This window comes from Butyrivibrio sp. INlla16 (assembly GCF_900104155.1).
In the GTDB taxonomy this organism is placed as follows: domain Bacteria; phylum Bacillota; class Clostridia; order Lachnospirales; family Lachnospiraceae; genus Butyrivibrio.
Genome location: NZ_FMYB01000005.1, coordinates 54,943 through 73,297, shown reverse-complemented (window position 1 = coordinate 73,297; position 18,355 = coordinate 54,943). Strand labels below are relative to the sequence as shown.

Genomic DNA, 18,355 nt, shown 5'->3' with positions numbered 1-18,355 from the left:
CAGTGGCAAACATAAAAGAAATTCGCGATAGAATTGGTAGTATTCGCGACACAATGAAAATTACAAATGCGATGTATATGATATCCTCAAATAAGCTGAGAAAAGCAAAGAAACAGCTTGCGGATACAGAGCCTTATTTCTATGCGCTTCAGGCTATGATAGCGAGAGTTTCAAGGCATATTCCTGATGATGTTGAGGATATTTTCCTAAAGACCACAGATGATATTCCTTTTGAAGCAAGAGCTAAAGGTTATCTGGTGCTTACCTCCGATAAAGGTCTTGCAGGTGCTTTTAACCATAATGTTGTAAAAGCGGCAGAGGAGCATATAAGAAATAACAATAAGCTTGTGAACTATAAACTATATGTTGTTGGTGAGTTTGGAAGGCATTATTTTACAAGTCTTGGTCTTAAGATAGAGGAGAATTTCCGATATACTGCGCAAAATCCCAATATGGACAGATCCAGGGATATTACATCCATAATTCTTGATGATTATGCAAATGGCACTATTGATGAGGTATACGTAGTTTATACTTCAATGAAGAATTCTATAACCAGTGAGGTTAAACTTGAAAAAATTCTTCCGTTGGATATCATCGAAAATGCCCGCAATCGCTACAGAATTATCGATGCCTACAATGAGGAATTCATTTTCGATCCCAGTCCGAAAGCTATTATTGATAATATTGTTCCAAACTTTATAAACGGATTTATTTATGGTGCTTTGGTTGAAACTTTTTGTTCGGAGCAAAACGCGAGAATGATGGCAATGGATAATGCAAATAAAAATGCGACTTCCATGATAGGAGAACTGACAAAGCAGTACAACAGGCAGCGACAGGCTGCGATAACTCAGGAAATAACGGAAGTTGCAAGTGGTGCCAAAGCATTAAAGAGAGCCAAAGCAGCTAAAGAAGCTAAACTAAGAAAACAATCTTCAAGATAATAAGAGGACAGATTAGTGAGTAGTGAAGGAAAAATCCTGCAGGTAATGGGACCTGTAGTGGATGTATTATTTGAAAACGGAAGTCTTCCGTACATAAGTGATGCTCTTAAAGTTAAGGTTGGCGATAAAAAGGGTGTCATGGAGGTTGCACAGCACATCGGTGATAATGTTGTAAGGTGCATCATGCTTACTGCCAGTGAGGGGCTTGCCAAAGACATGCCTGTATATCAGACAGGTGGTTCCATCAGTGTTCCTGTCGGAAGAAAGAACCTTGGAAGATTATTCAATGTTCTTGGCGATACAATTGACGGCGGTCCTACTCTTGAAAGTGAAAAACACTGGTCAATTCACAGAGAGCCTCCAAAGCTTGAGGATATGAGAGCTGTAGCAGAAATACTTGAAACAGGTATCAAGGTAATAGATCTTCTTGCACCATACGCAAAGGGCGGTAAAATCGGTCTTTTCGGAGGTGCCGGTGTAGGAAAAACAGTTCTTATTCAGGAACTTATCCAGAACATTGCCACCGAGCATGGAGGATATTCCATATTTACAGGTGTAGGAGAGCGTTCCCGTGAGGGTAACGACCTTTGGACTGAAATGAAGGAGTCCGGAGTTATTGAAAAGACAGCACTTGTTTTCGGCCAGATGAACGAGCCTCCGGGAGCACGTATGCGTGTTGCCGAGACAGGACTTACAATGGCTGAATATTTCAGAGACAGAGAAAGACAGGACGTTCTTCTTTTCATAGATAATATTTTCAGATTTGTCCAGGCGGGATCAGAGGTTTCTTCACTTCTCGGCCGTATGCCTTCAGCGGTTGGTTATCAGCCCACGCTAGCAACTGACCTTGGACAATTGCAGGAGAGAATCGCATCCACTAAAAGCGGTTCCGTTACTTCAGTTCAGGCTGTCTATGTTCCTGCTGATGACTTGACGGATCCTGCTCCCGCAACTACCTTTGCGCATCTTGATGCAACAACAGTTTTATCAAGAAAGATTGTTGAACAGGGTATTTATCCCGCCGTAGATCCGCTTGAATCCAGCAGCCGTATCCTTGAAGAGGATGTTGTCGGAAAAGAACACTATATGGTTGCTACCAAAGTTCAGGAGATGCTTCAGAAATATAAGGAACTTCAGGATATTATCGCAATTCTCGGTATGGATGAGCTTGGAGAAGAGGATAAGCTCACTGTTTATCGTGCACGTAAGATCCAGCGATTTTTATCACAGCCTTTCCATGTTGCCGAGACTTTCACCGGTGTAAAGGGTGTTTATGTTCCTCTTAAAGAGACTATTAAAGGCTTCAAGATGATTATTGAAGGAAAGATGGACCAGTATCCAGAGGTTGCATTCTTCAATGTGGGCACAATTGATGAAGTAATTGCCAAAGCAAAGAAGCTTGAAGGTAACAGTGCCGAATAAACCGGAGGAATGATTTGATTTGAAAGCTGATAGAAAGACCTTTCGTTTACAGGTCATGTCAATAAACGGAATATTTTTTGATGACAGAGCCAGCGAAATTATTCTTCCCTGCATAGATGGAGAATATGCCATTTTACCTGAACATGAGGAACTTGTTTTGGCCATATATAACGGTAAGATGACCATCAGGGATGCAATCGGGGATAAGATTGAGGCAATAGTAGGCGTTGGTTCTGCGCAGATTGCAAATAACAGAGTTATTGTTCTTGTCGATACTGTAGAAAAGCCGGAGGATATCGACAGAGTAAGAGCTCAAAGGGCTCTTGAGAGAGCAGAGGAAGAGATGCGACAGAAAAACTCTATCAAAGAGTATTACACTGCCCAGGCCGCTATGGCAAGAGCTCTCAGCAGACTGAAGCATTCTTCTGATTACGGAATTGATTAAAGGAGATACGATTTGTATAAAGCTGACAGAAATGCAGAAAATTATACATTTGACAATATAAAAGCTGCAGCTTGTATTTTTGTAATTCTTATACACTGTAAGTTCCCCGGCGTTGCCGGAGACTTATTTGAAGCATTGGCTCGTTTTGGCGTGCCAATGTTTTTTGCTATTTCCGGGTATTACCTTCTTAAAGATGATGACAGTACCGGTGGTATTCGCAAAAATATGGCACGAAAATTAAAGAAGACCTCAATAGTTACTTTAAAGATATGGCTCATTTATACAGTTTATTCTTTTCTTTATGCCATTACTGTAAATTACGGAATAAAGGAGTGGGTCAACGAGAAATTTAACCTGTTTGAATTTTCAAGATTATTACTTTTTAACTCAGGCAAATTTATCTATGACTTCACCTATGCTTTTGACCATTTATGGTATTTATTTGCTCTTATATATGTATATCTGCTTGTTTTTACTTTTGCGCCGATTTTAAAAAAGGGGGCAAAACCGATTTCGATTTTACTTTTAGGATTACTGTTTTTCGGTGAACTTTTGAAGATATATTATCCGATCAGACCGTTCGGAATCAGTGTATCGGTTTGGTATGTGATAAGGAATTGGCTTTTTGTAGGTGTTCCCTTCACATTACTCGGATATTGGATGCATGAGGATAAAGCTGCATCTCTTATTAAAAGGCCGCATACGCTCGGAATGCTTCTTGTTATTACCGGTGTGTTTTTTACTTTCTTTGAATATAAAAAGTGGGGCCAGACAGAAGTATACTTTGGGTCTCTTTTGATTGTTGTTGGCCTTTTATTATTCGGAGACAGCGATAATGAGGATGCGGAATTAAAAACGGAGCAGCAGAGTATATTATCAAAACAACTTTCTTTTATCGGTAAAAATCTCTCAGCTAATATATATTTTTTCCATGTTATGGTGATTTCTTTTTTGGGCTGGTGTGTAGACAGGATAAATCCTGATTTCTACGGTAGTCTGGTATTTATGACTTTAAGGCCTATAATAGTAATAACTATTACAATATTAATCTCGTACTGTTTTTATGTGGTTAAATTAATCACTACTAAAAACAATAATAATTTGAGAAAATAACATCTATGTGCGCAAAGCACAAGTAAAAATGCGGAGTAAGTATGAAAAGAGACGAATTTATTTCATTTATTCAAAATAAAAAGATTGCATTCCTTGACGGAGCTACAGGAACGAATCTCATGAAGGAAGGACTTCCTGCAGGAGCATGTACCGAGGAATGGATTCTCGAAAATCCCGAAGTTATAAAAAAATTGCAAAAAAGCTATGTTGAAGCCGGAAGCGATATTATTTATGCACCGACATTTACCGGCAACAGAATAAAGCTTAAAAATTTTGGCCTTGAAGACAGAATTGAAGAAATTAATACAAAGCTTGTAGAACTTGCAAAAGAAAGTGCCGAGGGGAAAGCGCTTATTGCAGGCGATATAACTATGACAGGTCGTCAGCTTAAACCCATGGGCGATCTCGATTTTGAAGAACTAATTGAAGTTTATAAGGAACAGATAACAATTCTTTGCAAGGCCGGAATAGATGTTCTTGTTGTGGAAACCATGATGAGCCTTCAGGAATGCAGAGCTGCCCTTATAGCCGCAAAGGAAGTATCGGATATTGCTGTTATGGTTACGCTTACCTTTGAGGGTGATGGAAGGACTCTTTTTGGCACAGATGCTAAAACTGCCGCAATAGTAATTGAATCACTTGGCGCCGCTGCTGTTGGAGCAAATTGCGGTACAGGCCCCGATAATATGGTTGGGCTTATTGCAGATATGGCATCGGTTACGACAATTCCGATTATAGCAAAGCCTAATGCAGGACTTCCGGTCGTAACAGAAGATGGCACTACTGAATATGATATGGAATGCAGTGTATTTGTGCCTGAAATGGAAAAGCTTATAAAAGCCGGAGCAACTATTATTGGTGGATGCTGCGGAACTAGCCCCGAATATATCAAAGGAATTCATGAGAAATACCATAATTATGAACTCTCAGATAAGGTTATCAGAAAAACCGCCGGTGTGAGATATCTTACAAGCGAACGTTCATCCATAGCTTTCGGCATGGATGATCCTTTCATGATCGTCGGTGAAAGAATTAATCCGACAGGTAAAAAGAAACTGCAGGCTGAACTTCGCGAAGGAAATCTCAATATGGTCTGTGATTTTGTCTCACAGCAGGAAGAAGATGGTGCTTCCATCCTTGATGTTAATGTGGGCATGAGCGGTATAGATGAGAGGCAGATGATGAGTGAAGTTCTTGATGAAATCATTCCTCTTACCTCACTTCCTCTTTGCATTGATACCAGCGATGAAGCCACTATGGAGATGGCACTCAGGAAATATCCCGGCAGAGCTCTTATAAATTCTATATCTTTGGAAAAAGATAAAGCTGAAAGATTTTTACCTCTTGCTAAAAAATACGGAGCAATGTTTATAGCACTTCCGGTAGGCCCTAAAGGTCTTCCAAAGGATATGGAAGAAAAGCATGAATTTATTGATGCTCTATGTGATAAAGCCTATAATGCCGGCTTATCTAAGGAAGATATTGTTGTTGACGGACTTGTGGCAACTATCGGAGCCAATCCAAATGCAGCTCTTGAGACACTTGCTACCATAAGTTACTGCAAGGAAAGAAATCTCGCAACCATATGCGGCCTTTCAAATATTTCCTTCGGCCTTCCGCAGAGAGCTTTCATCAATACTGCATTTTTAACTATGGCTATAGCAAACGGCCTTACAATGGCTATTTGCAACCCTTCACAGGAACTTCTTGTAAACAGCGCTTTTGCTTCCGATCTGTTAAGACATAAGGAAGAAGCAGATATTCGATATATCGATAGGATGAATCGCTACGACGGAATGAATGTTGCCGTGACATGTGTTCCGAAGGGACAGGCTGTACAGACAGCTGCAGCGCAGAGTACCGGTAAGGATTCTGCATCTGCAACAAATGTCGGATCAAACAATAATGAAAGCGTAGATGATCCTGTAACATCATTTAAAAAACTCATTAAAAATGATGTTATGAAGGGCAGTAAGAGGACAATAGATAAGGACACCGAGGAAGCTGTAAATGCAGGCTGTAATCCCAAAGAACTATTAAACGAAGTTCTTATGCCTGCAATAAATGAAGTTGGTGAGCTTTTCGATAAAGGAAAATACTTCCTTCCTCAGCTGATTGCCAGTGCGGAAGCTATGAAGCTTAGTATAGGCGTTCTTGAGCCTCTTCTTAAAGAAGCGGAGGGCGAAGATTCAAAGGCTAAGGAAACAATAGTTATTGCAACCGTGCATGGAGATATCCACGATATCGGAAAAAATCTTGTTGCTCTGATGCTTAAGAATCATGGTTTTAATGTTATCGATCTTGGAAAGGACGTTCCAAGCGAAAAGATAGTGGACACTGCAATTACTGAAAATGCAGGTATTATTGCGCTTTCTGCTCTAATGACAACAACTATGCAGGAAATGAAGAATGTTGTTAAGCTTGCCGGAGAGAAAAAGTGTAAAGCAAAGATAATCATAGGTGGGGCAGTGGTTACAGAGGATTACGCTTGGGAAATAGGAGCTGACGGTTATTCCTCTGATGCTGCCAGTGCAGTCAAAGTGGTTAAGAATATACTCAGCGAAGCCGAAAAGAAATAAACGCTTATTACATTTTGACGTTTATCAGTATTTGTTATTAAATATATTCATGGAGGCAATATTTTATGAACGGTGCGCAGGCCATTGTAAAATGTTTATTGGAAGAAAAAGTTGATGTTGTATTTGGATATTCGGGCGTTGCTATTGCTCCTTTTTATGATGCGCTCGGAGAAACAAATATAAAACAAATCCTAATAAGAACCGAACAGAATTCAGCACACTGTGCTAGCGGATATGCAAGAATCAGCGGAAAGGTAGGCGTCTGTGCTGTTACCAGTGGCCCAGGTGCGACAAATCTAATTACCGGTATCGCTACTGCATATGCGGACAGTATTCCTCTTGTGTGCATTACAGGACAGGTCAATTCCGAACTTATAGGTAGTGATGTTTTCCAGGAAGCTGATATTACAGGTGCTGCAGAATCTTTCGTCAAATACAGCTACCTTATCCGTGATGTAAATGATATACCCAGGATATTTAAAGAGGCTTTCCATATAGCCAATACAGGAAGAAAAGGCCCGGTACTTATTGATATACCGATTGATATACAGCAGGCCACAATCAATAAATTCTCATATCCCGAAAAGGTCAATATGAGAACTTATAAGCCGACCGTTGAGGGTAATGCTGCCCAGATTAAAAAGGTTGTTAAAGAGGTGGCACAGGCAAAGCGTCCGATTATCTGCGTTGGAGGCGGCGTGCACCTTTCAGGAGCAGTTTCTGAGATCAGAAAGTTTGTTAAGGACAACTGCATACCAGTAGTATCAACCATGATGGGAATAGGCGTCATGGCTTCCGAAGATCCTTATTATTTTGGAATGGTCGGTAATAACGGAAGACCTTGTGCCAACAGAGCTCTTAATGAGTCTGATCTTCTTTTAATGGTTGGTGCAAGAGTAGCAGATCGAGCTGTGAACAGACCTGATCTTATCACAGAGAATAAGGTCCTTATACATATAGATGTGGATCCAGCTGAAATCGGTAAAAATGTCGGACCTACGATTCCTCTTGTAGGTGATATCAGACATGTTTTCAAGAGAATCAATGAATTCGAGGACAAAGAGGATCTGATACACGAGAGAACAGAATGGATTAATACACTGAAGAAATACAAGCAGGAAATGGTCGAAAAGAGACCGGTCATTGATACTTCAAAATATGTCGATCCTATGCCATTTCTTCAGAATCTGTCTAGAAAACTGCCATCAGATGCAATTTATATTGCTGATGTTGGACAAAATCAGATATGGTCCTGCAGATGGCACCTGGTCAGAGAAGGAAGATTTCTTACTTCGGGCGGAATGGGTACAATGGGATATTCAATTCCCGCTGCATTTGGTGCAAAGTATGCAGCTAAAGGCAAGAAAGTTGTAGCCGTTATGGGTGATGGAGCCTTCCAAATGTCTATGATGGAACTCTCAACACTACGTCAGTACGGAATGAATGTAGGAATAATTGTCTTCAACAATGGCTATCTTGGAATGGTTCGTGAGTATCAGCATTACAGCTACGATGACCGCTACAACATGGTCGAACTTCACAACACACCAAAGCTGGATAAAATTGCTGAAGCTTACGATATGAAATACCTTCGCGCATCATCACAAGCCGAAGCCGAAGTCCTTATCGATGAGCTCGTCAAAAATGACGAATGCGTCCTCTGCGAAGTAGTCGTCGATCCCATGGACCTCGCCAAATAAAGACAACTATAATTTTCCATTGATAATTGATAAGGTGATTTTTTGTATATTTATCCAATGCACAGCCGGAATAAATATATGTTTCAAATGCGCCGATTATACGCGAAGCGTAACGAGGCGAAGATGAAATATATATTTATGACGGCGTACTCGGAGGAACTATGAAAAGAATTTATTCAGTTTTAGTTGAGAATCATGCCGGTGTGCTCAGTAAAGTTGCGGGCCTTTTCTCACGAAGAAATTTTAATATTGACTCGCTTGTTGTGGGTGAAACAAATTCAAAGGATGTCTCATGCATGACAATTGTATCAAGCGGTGATGAAAGGACAATTGAGCAGATTGAGAAACAGCTCAATAAAAAGCTTGATGTAATAAAGGTTAAGACTTTTAAGGAAAGTATGAGCATCTGTCGCGAGCTTACCCTCATCAAGGTTCGTTACAATCGCGAAAACAGAAGAGATATCATGGAAAACTGTGACATTATGAAAGCGCATATTGTCGATATGAGCAAAAACATGATGATCATACAGATTTGTGATACTCCTGAGAGAGTAGAAGTTTTTATAGAAATGCTTAGAACAGTTTCTATTGTTGAAATGGCTCGAACAGGAACAGTTGCTCTCACAAAATGCAGTGAGGGTGAGAAGTAAGAGGATTAGATTAAAAAACATCAATAAAGTATTTGTTAAAATAAATCAATAATTTAGTCCTTTAAAGTTTTAATTTTGTAAAGTATTTCGTTGACTTTGTGCATAAAAGCGCATATAATCCATTGTTAAAGGTGCAAACAAGAAAATAAATGCACCCAAAATCTGATTATCAGTTTTTTTCGGAGGGACATGAAGAGAAAAGTTTTTCAATTGCTGGTAGATAATACATCCGGCGTTCTTACAAGAATCTCAGGGCTTTTTGCAAGAAGAGGATACAATATCGAGAGTATAACGGCCGGAACTACAGCAGATCCCAATTACACCAGAATAACAATTGTAACATCCGGAGATGATGTGATCCTCGATCAGATTGAGAAGCAGTTAAGCAAACTGATCGATGTCAGGGATATTCATGAACTCGAACCTGAAGAGAGCGTATACAGAGAACTTGCTCTTATAAAGGTTAGAGCTGATGAGAAGGAGCGAGACAGTCTTATTTCGATAGTAAATATTTTCAGAGCAAATATTATCGATGTGACTCCCGAATCGCTCATCATTGAGATAACCGGTAACCAATCCAAGGTTGATGCACTTCTTAAGATGCTTGAGGGAAAAGAGATTCTTGAACTTGCAAGAACAGGAATTGCAGGTCTCGGAAGAGGTGTTGACAAGGTTATTTCTATCGAGGAATTACAGAAAATGTAACAGTTAACTTCGAAAAATGCTTATAAGCTGTTTTCGTTGGTATATAAAATTTAATTTTTTACGGAGGTAAGAAACATGTCACAGGATGCACGTATTTTCTATCAGGAAGATTGTAATCTTTCACTTTTAGAGGGCAAGACAATTGCCATTATAGGTTATGGTTCCCAGGGACACGCTCATGCACTTAACCTTAAGGAGTCCGGATGCAAGGTCATCGTTGGTCTTTATGAGGGTTCTAAGAGCAAGGCTAAGGCAGAGGCACAGGGACTTGAAGTTTACACAACAGCAGAAGCTGCTAAGAAGGCTGACGTGATTATGATTCTTATCAACGATGAGAAGCAGGCTAAGATGTATAAGGAAGACATCGAGCCCAACCTTGAAGCAGGCAATATGCTTATGTTTGCTCATGGTTTCAATATTCATTTTGGTCTTATCCAGCCTCCGAAGGATGTCGATGTTACAATGATCGCACCCAAGGCTCCCGGCCATACAGTAAGAAGTGAGTATCAGGCTGGAAAGGGTACACCTTGTCTTGTAGCTGTATATCAGGATGCTACAGGTAAGGCACTTGATAAGGCACTTGCTTATGGTGCAGGAATCGGCGGAGCAAGAGCTGGTATTCTTGAAACAACATTCAGAACAGAGACTGAGACAGACCTCTTTGGTGAGCAGGCAGTTCTTTGCGGCGGTGTTTGCGCACTTATGCAGGCTGGTTTCGAAACACTTGTTGAAGCCGGCTATGATCCGAGAAATGCTTACTTCGAGTGTGTACATGAGATGAAGCTCATCGTAGACCTTATCTATCAGTCAGGTTTTGCAGGAATGAGATATTCAATTTCAAATACAGCTGAGTATGGTGATTATGTAACAGGTCCCAAGATTGTTACAGAGGATACTAAGAAGGCTATGAAGAAGATCCTTTCAGATATTCAGGATGGTACCTTCGCAAAAGAATTCCTTCTTGATATGAGTGACGCAGGCGGACAGGTTCACTTCCAGGCTATGAGAAAGCTTGCTGCAGAGCATCCCGCAGAGCAGGTTGGTGCTGAGATCAGAAAGCTTTACAGCTGGAACAATGAGAGCGACAAGCTCATCAATAACTAAGATTTAAGGAGAGCTGCCGCTGATGCGGCAGCTCATTTTAGGTGATTATGGAATATTATAGGGAAAAGCCTTTAAAAGTCAGACTGGTTCAGATTTACTTTCTTTCATTTATCATGTATATGGTAGCGGTTTTGCCTTTTTTTATTGAAAGAGGCATGCCGTTTTTCTATTACGGAGACTACAATGTACAGCAAATCCCGTTTTACACTGTGGCACACAGAGCAATTCGAAGCGGTAATTTGTTTTATTTGTGGAATGTGGATTTCGGAAGCTCTCTTGTAGGTGGTTTTTCTTTTTATCTTCTTGGGAGTCCGTTTTTTTGGCTGACAATTCCTTTTCCCGAAAAGTTTATTCCATATATGATGCCATATCTTATGGCCCTAAAATATAGTGTTTGCGCGGTTACTGCTTATGCATATATCAGACGCAAAGTAATTCGCGATGATTCCGCATTTATCGGCGCTCTTTTGTATGCATTTTCCGGTTTTAATGCCTGTAACATTGTCTTTAACCATTTTACTGATGCAGTGGCTTTTTTTCCGTTATTTCTTCTGAGTTTTGACAGGCTTATGGAGTTGGATCACCATAAAGATCTTTGGTTTTTCAGACCGGCAGGAAAGAGGTTCATTTTCTTTGTACTAATGACATCTCTTATGGCTGTGATAAATTACTATTTCTTTTTCGGTGAAGTCTTATTTCTGATACTGTATTTTGTAATATGCTATATTCCCGGGAATAATATCAGAACTGTTTTAAGAATGTTTATGCGTGCTCTTTTAGGCGGACTTCTTGGCGTTCTTATTCCTGCATTCTATGTACTGCAGGCAGTTCTTGGTGTCAGCGGAAACAGCCGTATTTCAAACATACTTCTTGGCTACGACCTTGTTTCATATGAGAGTATGAATATGCTCTGGGATATTTTAAAGAGCATGGTGATGATTCCTGACATCATTGGGAAAGGAACCGTTTTTTATACAGCCAGCGTAAAAAATGCTTCACTTGCTGTATTTTTGCCGCTTTTTGGTCTTTCCGGTGTAATAGCATATTTTTACATGAAGAAAAAGAGCGTTTATAAAAGACTAATTCTTGTCTGTCTGATATTTGCGTTTATTCCGGGACTGAATGCATTATTTTCTCTTTTAAACGAGAACTATTATGCGAGATGGTTTTATATGCCTATTCTCATTATGTCACTTATGACTGCAAAGGTGGTTGAGAGAGGCGCATCAAAGGAACTGAAAAAAGGATGCCTGATAACCTGTGGATTATTTTTACTGGTTCTCGGCATTTCGATTCTTCCGTCTTACAATGATTATCATAAGATAAAATATATGGCGCTTATCGAAAACGATAAGATATTCTGGAGAGATATCATCGGAACTTCCATAATTTTGCTGATGCTCATTGTATCGATTTTCCTGGTTCCCAAATGTATAAGGAAAATACCTAATCTTTTTGGGAAAACCATAGAATTAAAGCGTCCGATCATGCGGCTTGAGATCTTGCTTATAATGACTGCGATTTCTTCAGTTGTATCTTTGCATATAGTGCTTAAGAACGGCAGCGGACTTATTACAGATTACGGAAAAGAGCAGTGGGAAAAGCAGATGCTTAATTCCAGTCCTACATTGGACGATGAAGAGGATTATTTCAGGACTGAAACCGATAACACTGCAACAAATTATGATATGTACTGGGGATATGGATCACTTCATAGTTTTATCAGTACAATTCCGGCTCAAACCTTTGATTTTCTGAAAGGTACGCTTGATATCGAAAGAACAGTCGAAACAAGAATACCTGAATTTTGTCTTGGCATAAGAGCTATATTATCCAATAAGTATTATCTTGAAAATTCGCTTATAAACGATGATGCAATGTTTAAAAGCGGTAATGGCATACCGGGCTTTATGTTTACAAGTTCACAAAACGGAATAGATGTATATCGAAATATGAACTATATTCCGATGGGCTTTACCTATGATTACTACATCAAGGAGTCAGTTTGGGAAAGCATTGAAGATATTGAGATTAAGGACAGACTTCTCAGTGTAGCCCTGATTCTTCCGGATAAAGAAGCTGAAAAATATGAAGGAATCATAAATGAACTGCCCGAGTCATATTATAAAGAGGCAATGCCGATCGAGGTTTTCGAGAAAAACTGTGATGACCGAAGACAGAGTGCCTGTCAGAAATTTGAAACAAATACAAGAGGTTTTTATGCAATGACCTCAAATTTAAGTTCCGATAAGATTATGTTTTTCTCGGTTCCCAATATGAAGGGGTTTACATTCGATATTGAAGATAAACGTGCTGAGATAATAAATGCTGACTACGGGATGATTGCAATTAAAGTTCCGGCCGGCGTCCATCTCATTAGAGCTCAGTATTTACCGGCAGGATTCATACCCGGACTTGTTTTAAGTATAATTGGTTTAGTGTTATTTGCTGCATACAATATATTTTGTCGTTTTTACAAAAATCGCTAAATATGGTATCTTTATTCAAGATGATTTGTAGCGGTTTATGAGATTTTATCTGAGTTTTTGGAAAGGTGAGGAGTAAAAGTACATGGCTTCAATGACTATGAGCCAGAAGATTCTGGCAGCACATGCGGGACTTCCTGAAGTTAAACCCGGACAGCTGATCGAAGCTGATCTTGATCTGGTTTTGGGTAATGATATTACCAGCCCCGTAGCAATTAAGGAAATGGAAAAATTCAAGACAGATTCTGTCTTTGATAAGGACAAGATAGCACTTGTTCCCGATCATTTTGTTCCCAATAAGGATATTAAATCCGCTGAAAACTGCAAATGTGTAAGAGAATTTGCAAAAAGAAATTCCATCACCAATTATTTTGAAGTTGGTCAGATGGGAATCGAACATGCACTTTTGCCGGAAAAAGGACTTACGGTTCCCGGTGATCTGATAATCGGTGCTGACTCACATACATGTACATATGGTGCGCTTGGTGCTTTCAGTACAGGCGTCGGTTCTACTGATATGGCAGCCGGTATGGCTACGGGAAAGGCTTGGTTTAAGGTTCCTTCCGCTATTAAGTTTAATCTTATCGGTGAGCTCCCTGAATATGTAAGCGGGAAAGATGTAATTCTCCATATCATCGGTATGATCGGCGTAGACGGAGCGCTTTATAAATCAATGGAGTTTACCGGAGAAGGTGTTAAAGCACTTTCTATGGATGATCGTTTTACTATTGCTAACATGGCCATCGAAGCAGGAGGTAAGAACGGAATATTCCCGGTAGATGAGAAAACTATAGAGTATCTTAAGGAGCATGCTCCCGGAAAAGAATTTAAAACTTTTGAAGCTGATGAGGATGCTGAATATGATGAGGAGTACACTATTGATTTATCTACTCTTAAGTCAACAGTTGCATTCCCGCATTTACCTGAAAATACACACACTTTTGATGATATTGCTGATATAAAGATCGATCAGGTAGTGATTGGTTCCTGCACAAACGGACGTATAGATGATATCAGAGTGGCTGCGAAAATTCTTAAGGGAAGAAAAGTAGCTGATGGAATCAGATGCATCATAATTCCCGCAACTCAGGCTATTTATATGCAGGCTATGGAAGAGGGACTTCTAAAGATCTTTATTGAAGCCGGAGCAGTAGTTTCAACACCTACCTGCGGACCTTGCCTTGGCGGATACATGGGAATTCTTGCTTCAGGTGAGAGATGTGTATCAACAACCAACAGAAACTTTGTCGGCAGAATGGGAGCTACGGATTCTGAGATTTATCTTGCTTCACCTGCGGTTGCTGCTGCAAGTGCGGTAACAGGCAAGCTTTCATCGCCCACAGAACTGTAAATTTGGGCATAACCAGACTTTGAAAGGAAAATGACTATGAAAGAAGCAAGAGGAAACGTATTTAAGTTCGGGGATAATGTTGATACGGATGTAATTATCCCTGCAAGATATCTAAATACTACCGACCATGCAGAGCTTGCTGCTCATTGTATGGAAGATATTGATAAGACATTTATTCAGAATGTAAAAAAAGGCGACATCATTGTTGCAAATAAGAATTTTGGTTGTGGTTCTTCAAGAGAACATGCGCCCATTGCCATAAAGGCTGCCGGCGTTTCCTGCGTGATAGCAGAGACCTTTGCCAGGATTTTTTATAGAAACAGCATCAATATCGGCCTTCCCATTGTTGAATGCAAAGAGGCAGCCGATGAAATTGAAGCCGGCGATATCGTAAGTATCAATTTTGATACAGGTGTAATTACCGACGAAACAACAGGTAAGACCTATCAGGGACAGGCATTCCCTCCTTTTATGCAAAAAATAATCGACAGCGAAGGACTGGTAAATTATATCAATGCAAAATGATATCAGATTATTCATGGTAATCCCCTGCTACAATGAGCAGGAGGTATTACCTGAAACCTCCAGGAGACTTGAGGAAAAACTGAACAGTCTTATAGAAAGTAAAACCATATCAGCTAATAGTAGAGTGGTTTTTGTTGATGACGGTTCAAAAGATAATACCTGGATAATGATAGATGAATTACATAAGAAAAATGAACTTTTCCAGGGGGTAAAGCTTTCAAGAAACAGAGGCCATCAGAATGCACTTCTTGCCGGCCTTATGACGGTCAGAAATGTCTGCGATATTTCAATTTCAATGGATGCCGATCTTCAGGATGATATTGGTGCCATTGATGAGATGATTGAAAAATATAAGCAGGGAGCTGAGATTGTTTTTGGCGTAAGAAGCAGCAGACAGACTGATACAGCTTTTAAAAGAGGTACAGCCCAAAGCTATTACAAGCTTATGAATAATTTGGGTGCTGATATCGTTTATAATCATGCTGATTTCAGACTTATGAGCAGTACTGCGCTGGAGATGCTTTCCGAATTTACTGAGGTAAATCTGTTCCTTCGCGGAATTGTACCTATGGTCGGACTTAAGACGGATATTGTCTATTATGAGAGATCTGAGAGATTTGCGGGAGAAAGTAAATATCCGCTGATGAAGATGCTTTCATTTGCATTCGAGGGGATAACATCACTTAGTGTTAAGCCAATAAGGATTATATCCGGTCTAGGCGTATTAATATTTTCCGTAAGTATAATTATACTTATTTATTCTCTTGTGCGACATTTTTCAGGAAATACGATACCGGGGTGGACCACAACTGTTTTATCAATTTGGGCTATCGGCGGTCTCACAATGATTTCACTTGGTGTGATAGGAGAATATGTTGGTAAGATTTATCTTGAGACAAAAAATAGACCAAGATACATAATAAGTGAATATCTTGGGGATAAAGAAGATAAGGTTAATCTTACAGACGTTAAAATAATAAGATAAAAAAAATAGAGATTTGAGGTTTTAGTAATGTCAGAAGAAAAGAAAAAGAAGACTCCTGCGGATTTTAAAAAGGAGAGTGAGCAGAGCTTTCGCGTAGACCTTGCAAAAGGTTCAACTGTAAAAAAAGTAATCGGAGTAGTAAGTGGTAAGGGCGGTGTTGGAAAAAGCCTTGTTACAGGACTTTCTGCTTGTGCCATGAATAAGAAAGGATATAAAACAGCAATTCTTGATGCTGATATTACAGGGCCTTCGATTCCCAAGATGTTTGGCGCTTCTCAGATCAGATACGCAGATGATGACGGTAATATGATTCCGTCAGAGTCTGAAAACGGAATAAAAATGGTATCCATTAATCTTTTGATGGAAAATGATACAGATCCCGTAATCTGGAGAGGCCCTGTTATAGCAGGCGTTGTTAAGCAGTTCTGGGGTGAAGCATGCTGGGGAGATGTGGACTACATGTTTGTAGATATGCCTCCCGGAACAGGTGATGTTCCGCTCACTGTTTTTCAGTCACTTCCCATTGATGGAATACTTGTAGTTTCAACACCTCAGGAGCTTGTTTCCATGATAGTTGAAAAGGCAGTAAATATGGCTAAAATGATGAACGTGCCTGTAATCGGCCTTGTTGAGAACATGAGCTATATGAATTGCCCTCACTGTAATAAGCCTATTTATGTATTTGGTGAGAGTAAGATTGACTCTTATGCTGCGGCAAACGGACTTGATGTGCTTGCAAGAATTCCGCTCGATCCGGAATTTGCCACAAAATGTGACGCAGGTAAGATAGAAGAATATGATGCAGACTTTATGGACAGTCTTGTATATAAGCTTGAAAATCTATAATATATTATTAAAATGACGTTTTAAGTTTATCGTTGGGGGATGGACCTTATGAAATGGAAACCGGGGAAGAAACAGCTTAGTATAATGGCATGCGTAGTTATTTGTGCACTGATCATTATGCTGATCTATTATGTACTTTTTAACGGGAAGGCACTCACTAAAAGCATAAACCGGCTTCTTTCCATTCTCACGCCAATTATCTTAGGATGTGTTATAGGCTATATTCTTACTCCTATTCTTAATACCATTGAACACAGATGGATTTACCCGCTATATAATCTAAAGGGTATTGATCTTAGAAAACCTCAGTATTTTAAAAGAAAAAAGAAAGTAAGAAAAATCAGCGTTGCTATAACTATGGCTTTTTTCTTTATTGTTCTTTACGCAATGCTGATGGTCCTTATTCCTCAGCTTATCCGAAGTATAAGGGACATTATTCGCAATTTTCCTTTCTATGCTTCTAACTTCCAGCGATTTATGGATAAGTATCTAAATGATAATCCTTCAGTCAGGAGAGTAGTGGATTCACTTTTGCAGGAATACTCCACCAATCTGACAAAGCTTTTCAGAGATAACTTTGTCCCTAATCTTTCTACAATGATTTCTACAATATCCAAAAGTATGATGAACATAGTTCAGATCTTTTTGTATCTGATTGTAGGAATTGTCGTTGCTGTTTATGTGCTTAATTCCAAAGAAATATTTATCGGACAGGGCAAAAAGCTTTGCTACGCATATCTTAAAAGGGATTTTGCAAATGAAGTTATTGGTGCCTTCAGATATGCACATCATACCTTCACCGGATTCATCATGGGAAAAATCGTGGATTCGCTTATTGTCGGAATAATCTGCTTTATCGTTATTAAGTTATTAAAGGTTCCTTATCCGATAGTTTTGGCTTTCTGTGTTGGACTTACCAACCTGATTCCTTTTTTTGGTCCGTATATAGGCGGAGGTTTTGGGCTTATCCTGCTTATCATGATTAATCCTATAAAGGCATTGGCATTCCTTATTACTATTGTTGTGCTTCAGCAGATAGACGGAAATATACTTGGGCCTTTAATTCTCGGCAATTCAACGGGATTATCAAGCTTTTGGGTCATTTTTGCCATTATGTTTTTCGGAGGTATATGGGGACCTATAGGGTGGCTTATAGGTGTTCCTGTTTTTGCCTGCATTTATGCATTTTTCAGCCATATAACATTAAAAAGACTAAGGGAAAAGAAATTACCGAGAGATACTTCAACATATATCGATACTGCATATATGGATGATGAAGGAATTGTATCTTTGGAAGATGCTGATAATACGAAATATTATGTTCATAATGAGGCATCCACCTGGCGCAGAATATTTAAGTTTTATAAAAAAGCAAAGAAGAATATCGAAAATGTTGTGCCAACATCGCCATCGCCTCTAAGCATTTCTGATGATACTGAGGAAGATGATGATAAGAATTGAGTAAAATTAATGGGACATTAATTTTGTAATGTATTC

The 18,355-nt window shown here is 39.5% G+C and carries 15 protein-coding genes; all 15 read left to right on the top strand.

Annotated elements, in window-relative coordinates:
- Positions 1 to 2 precede the first annotated feature (2 nt).
- A complete protein-coding gene (atpG, locus tag BLR42_RS03900; RefSeq protein ID WP_091866813.1) occupies positions 3 to 947 on the top strand; it encodes an ATP synthase F1 subunit gamma in 945 nt (314 codons plus the stop codon).
- 15 nt (positions 948 to 962) lie between these two features.
- The gene (atpD, locus tag BLR42_RS03895) at positions 963 to 2,369 is read left to right on the top strand and encodes a F0F1 ATP synthase subunit beta (RefSeq protein ID WP_278289131.1); all 1,407 of its coding nucleotides are present in this window, start codon (positions 963 to 965) and stop codon (positions 2,367 to 2,369) included.
- A 19-nt stretch (positions 2,370 to 2,388) separates the two neighbouring features.
- Positions 2,389 to 2,814 (top strand): ATP synthase F1 subunit epsilon, encoded by a 426-nt coding sequence (atpC, locus tag BLR42_RS03890; RefSeq protein ID WP_022759912.1) that lies wholly within the window; start codon positions 2,389 to 2,391, stop codon positions 2,812 to 2,814.
- Positions 2,815 to 2,826: 12 nt separating this feature from the next.
- Positions 2,827 to 3,927 carry an acyltransferase family protein gene (locus BLR42_RS03885; protein ID WP_091866811.1) on the top strand — a complete coding sequence of 367 codons (1,101 nt, stop codon included), beginning with the start codon at positions 2,827 to 2,829 and terminating at the stop codon, positions 3,925 to 3,927.
- A gap of 41 nt (positions 3,928 to 3,968) precedes the next feature.
- Positions 3,969 to 6,506 carry a homocysteine S-methyltransferase family protein gene (locus BLR42_RS03880; RefSeq protein WP_091866809.1) on the top strand — a complete coding sequence of 846 codons (2,538 nt, stop codon included), beginning with the start codon at positions 3,969 to 3,971 and terminating at the stop codon, positions 6,504 to 6,506.
- Between the two features lie 65 nt (positions 6,507 to 6,571).
- Positions 6,572 to 8,206: a biosynthetic-type acetolactate synthase large subunit gene (gene ilvB / locus BLR42_RS03875; protein ID WP_091866807.1), complete on the top strand. Its 1,635-nt coding sequence runs from the start codon at positions 6,572 to 6,574 to the stop codon at positions 8,204 to 8,206.
- A 161-nt stretch (positions 8,207 to 8,367) separates the two neighbouring features.
- Positions 8,368 to 8,856 (top strand): acetolactate synthase small subunit, encoded by a 489-nt coding sequence (gene ilvN / locus BLR42_RS03870; protein WP_026665872.1) that lies wholly within the window; start codon positions 8,368 to 8,370, stop codon positions 8,854 to 8,856.
- A 189-nt stretch (positions 8,857 to 9,045) separates the two neighbouring features.
- Positions 9,046 to 9,561 carry an acetolactate synthase small subunit gene (gene ilvN, locus BLR42_RS03865; RefSeq protein ID WP_091866805.1) on the top strand — a complete coding sequence of 172 codons (516 nt, stop codon included), beginning with the start codon at positions 9,046 to 9,048 and terminating at the stop codon, positions 9,559 to 9,561.
- 75 nt (positions 9,562 to 9,636) lie between these two features.
- Complete coding sequence (gene ilvC / locus BLR42_RS03860; protein ID WP_022759918.1) at positions 9,637 to 10,665, top strand: ketol-acid reductoisomerase; 1,029 nt, start codon at positions 9,637 to 9,639, stop codon at positions 10,663 to 10,665.
- A 47-nt stretch (positions 10,666 to 10,712) separates the two neighbouring features.
- Positions 10,713 to 13,154, top strand: coding sequence for a YfhO family protein (locus BLR42_RS03855; protein WP_139165100.1), 2,442 nt, complete (start codon positions 10,713 to 10,715; stop codon positions 13,152 to 13,154).
- 82 nt (positions 13,155 to 13,236) lie between these two features.
- Positions 13,237 to 14,502 carry a 3-isopropylmalate dehydratase large subunit gene (leuC, locus tag BLR42_RS03850; protein ID WP_091866801.1) on the top strand — a complete coding sequence of 422 codons (1,266 nt, stop codon included), beginning with the start codon at positions 13,237 to 13,239 and terminating at the stop codon, positions 14,500 to 14,502.
- 36 nt (positions 14,503 to 14,538) lie between these two features.
- Positions 14,539 to 15,027: a 3-isopropylmalate dehydratase small subunit gene (gene leuD / locus BLR42_RS03845; RefSeq protein ID WP_022759921.1), complete on the top strand. Its 489-nt coding sequence runs from the start codon at positions 14,539 to 14,541 to the stop codon at positions 15,025 to 15,027.
- Complete coding sequence (locus tag BLR42_RS03840) at positions 15,017 to 16,012, top strand: glycosyltransferase family 2 protein (protein WP_091866799.1); 996 nt, start codon at positions 15,017 to 15,019, stop codon at positions 16,010 to 16,012. The genes leuD and BLR42_RS03840 overlap by 11 nt, the downstream gene beginning before the upstream one ends.
- Before the next feature lie 27 nt (positions 16,013 to 16,039).
- Positions 16,040 to 16,858, top strand: coding sequence for an Mrp/NBP35 family ATP-binding protein (locus BLR42_RS03835; RefSeq protein WP_091866797.1), 819 nt, complete (start codon positions 16,040 to 16,042; stop codon positions 16,856 to 16,858).
- Between the two features lie 48 nt (positions 16,859 to 16,906).
- Positions 16,907 to 18,319, top strand: coding sequence for an AI-2E family transporter (locus BLR42_RS03830; RefSeq protein ID WP_170832626.1), 1,413 nt, complete (start codon positions 16,907 to 16,909; stop codon positions 18,317 to 18,319).
- Positions 18,320 to 18,355 lie beyond the last annotated feature (36 nt).

Bases quoted from the DNA above. Each gene is read 5' to 3' on its own strand.
- BLR42_RS03880 (WP_091866809.1), top strand. From the start codon at position 3,969: ATGAAAAGAGACGAATTTATTTCATTTATTCAAAATAAAAAGATTGCA.
- ilvB (WP_091866807.1), top strand. From the start codon at position 6,572: ATGAACGGTGCGCAGGCCATTGTAAAATGTTTATTGGAAGAAAAAGTT.
- ilvN (WP_026665872.1), top strand. From the start codon at position 8,368: ATGAAAAGAATTTATTCAGTTTTAGTTGAGAATCATGCCGGTGTGCTC.
- ilvN (WP_091866805.1), top strand. From the start codon at position 9,046: ATGAAGAGAAAAGTTTTTCAATTGCTGGTAGATAATACATCCGGCGTT.
- ilvC (WP_022759918.1), top strand. From the start codon at position 9,637: ATGTCACAGGATGCACGTATTTTCTATCAGGAAGATTGTAATCTTTCA.
- BLR42_RS03855 (WP_139165100.1), top strand. From the start codon at position 10,713: ATGGAATATTATAGGGAAAAGCCTTTAAAAGTCAGACTGGTTCAGATT.
- leuC (WP_091866801.1), top strand. From the start codon at position 13,237: ATGGCTTCAATGACTATGAGCCAGAAGATTCTGGCAGCACATGCGGGA.
- leuD (WP_022759921.1), top strand. From the start codon at position 14,539: ATGAAAGAAGCAAGAGGAAACGTATTTAAGTTCGGGGATAATGTTGAT.
- BLR42_RS03840 (WP_091866799.1), top strand. From the start codon at position 15,017: ATGCAAAATGATATCAGATTATTCATGGTAATCCCCTGCTACAATGAG.
- BLR42_RS03835 (WP_091866797.1), top strand. From the start codon at position 16,040: ATGTCAGAAGAAAAGAAAAAGAAGACTCCTGCGGATTTTAAAAAGGAG.
- BLR42_RS03830 (WP_170832626.1), top strand. From the start codon at position 16,907: ATGAAATGGAAACCGGGGAAGAAACAGCTTAGTATAATGGCATGCGTA.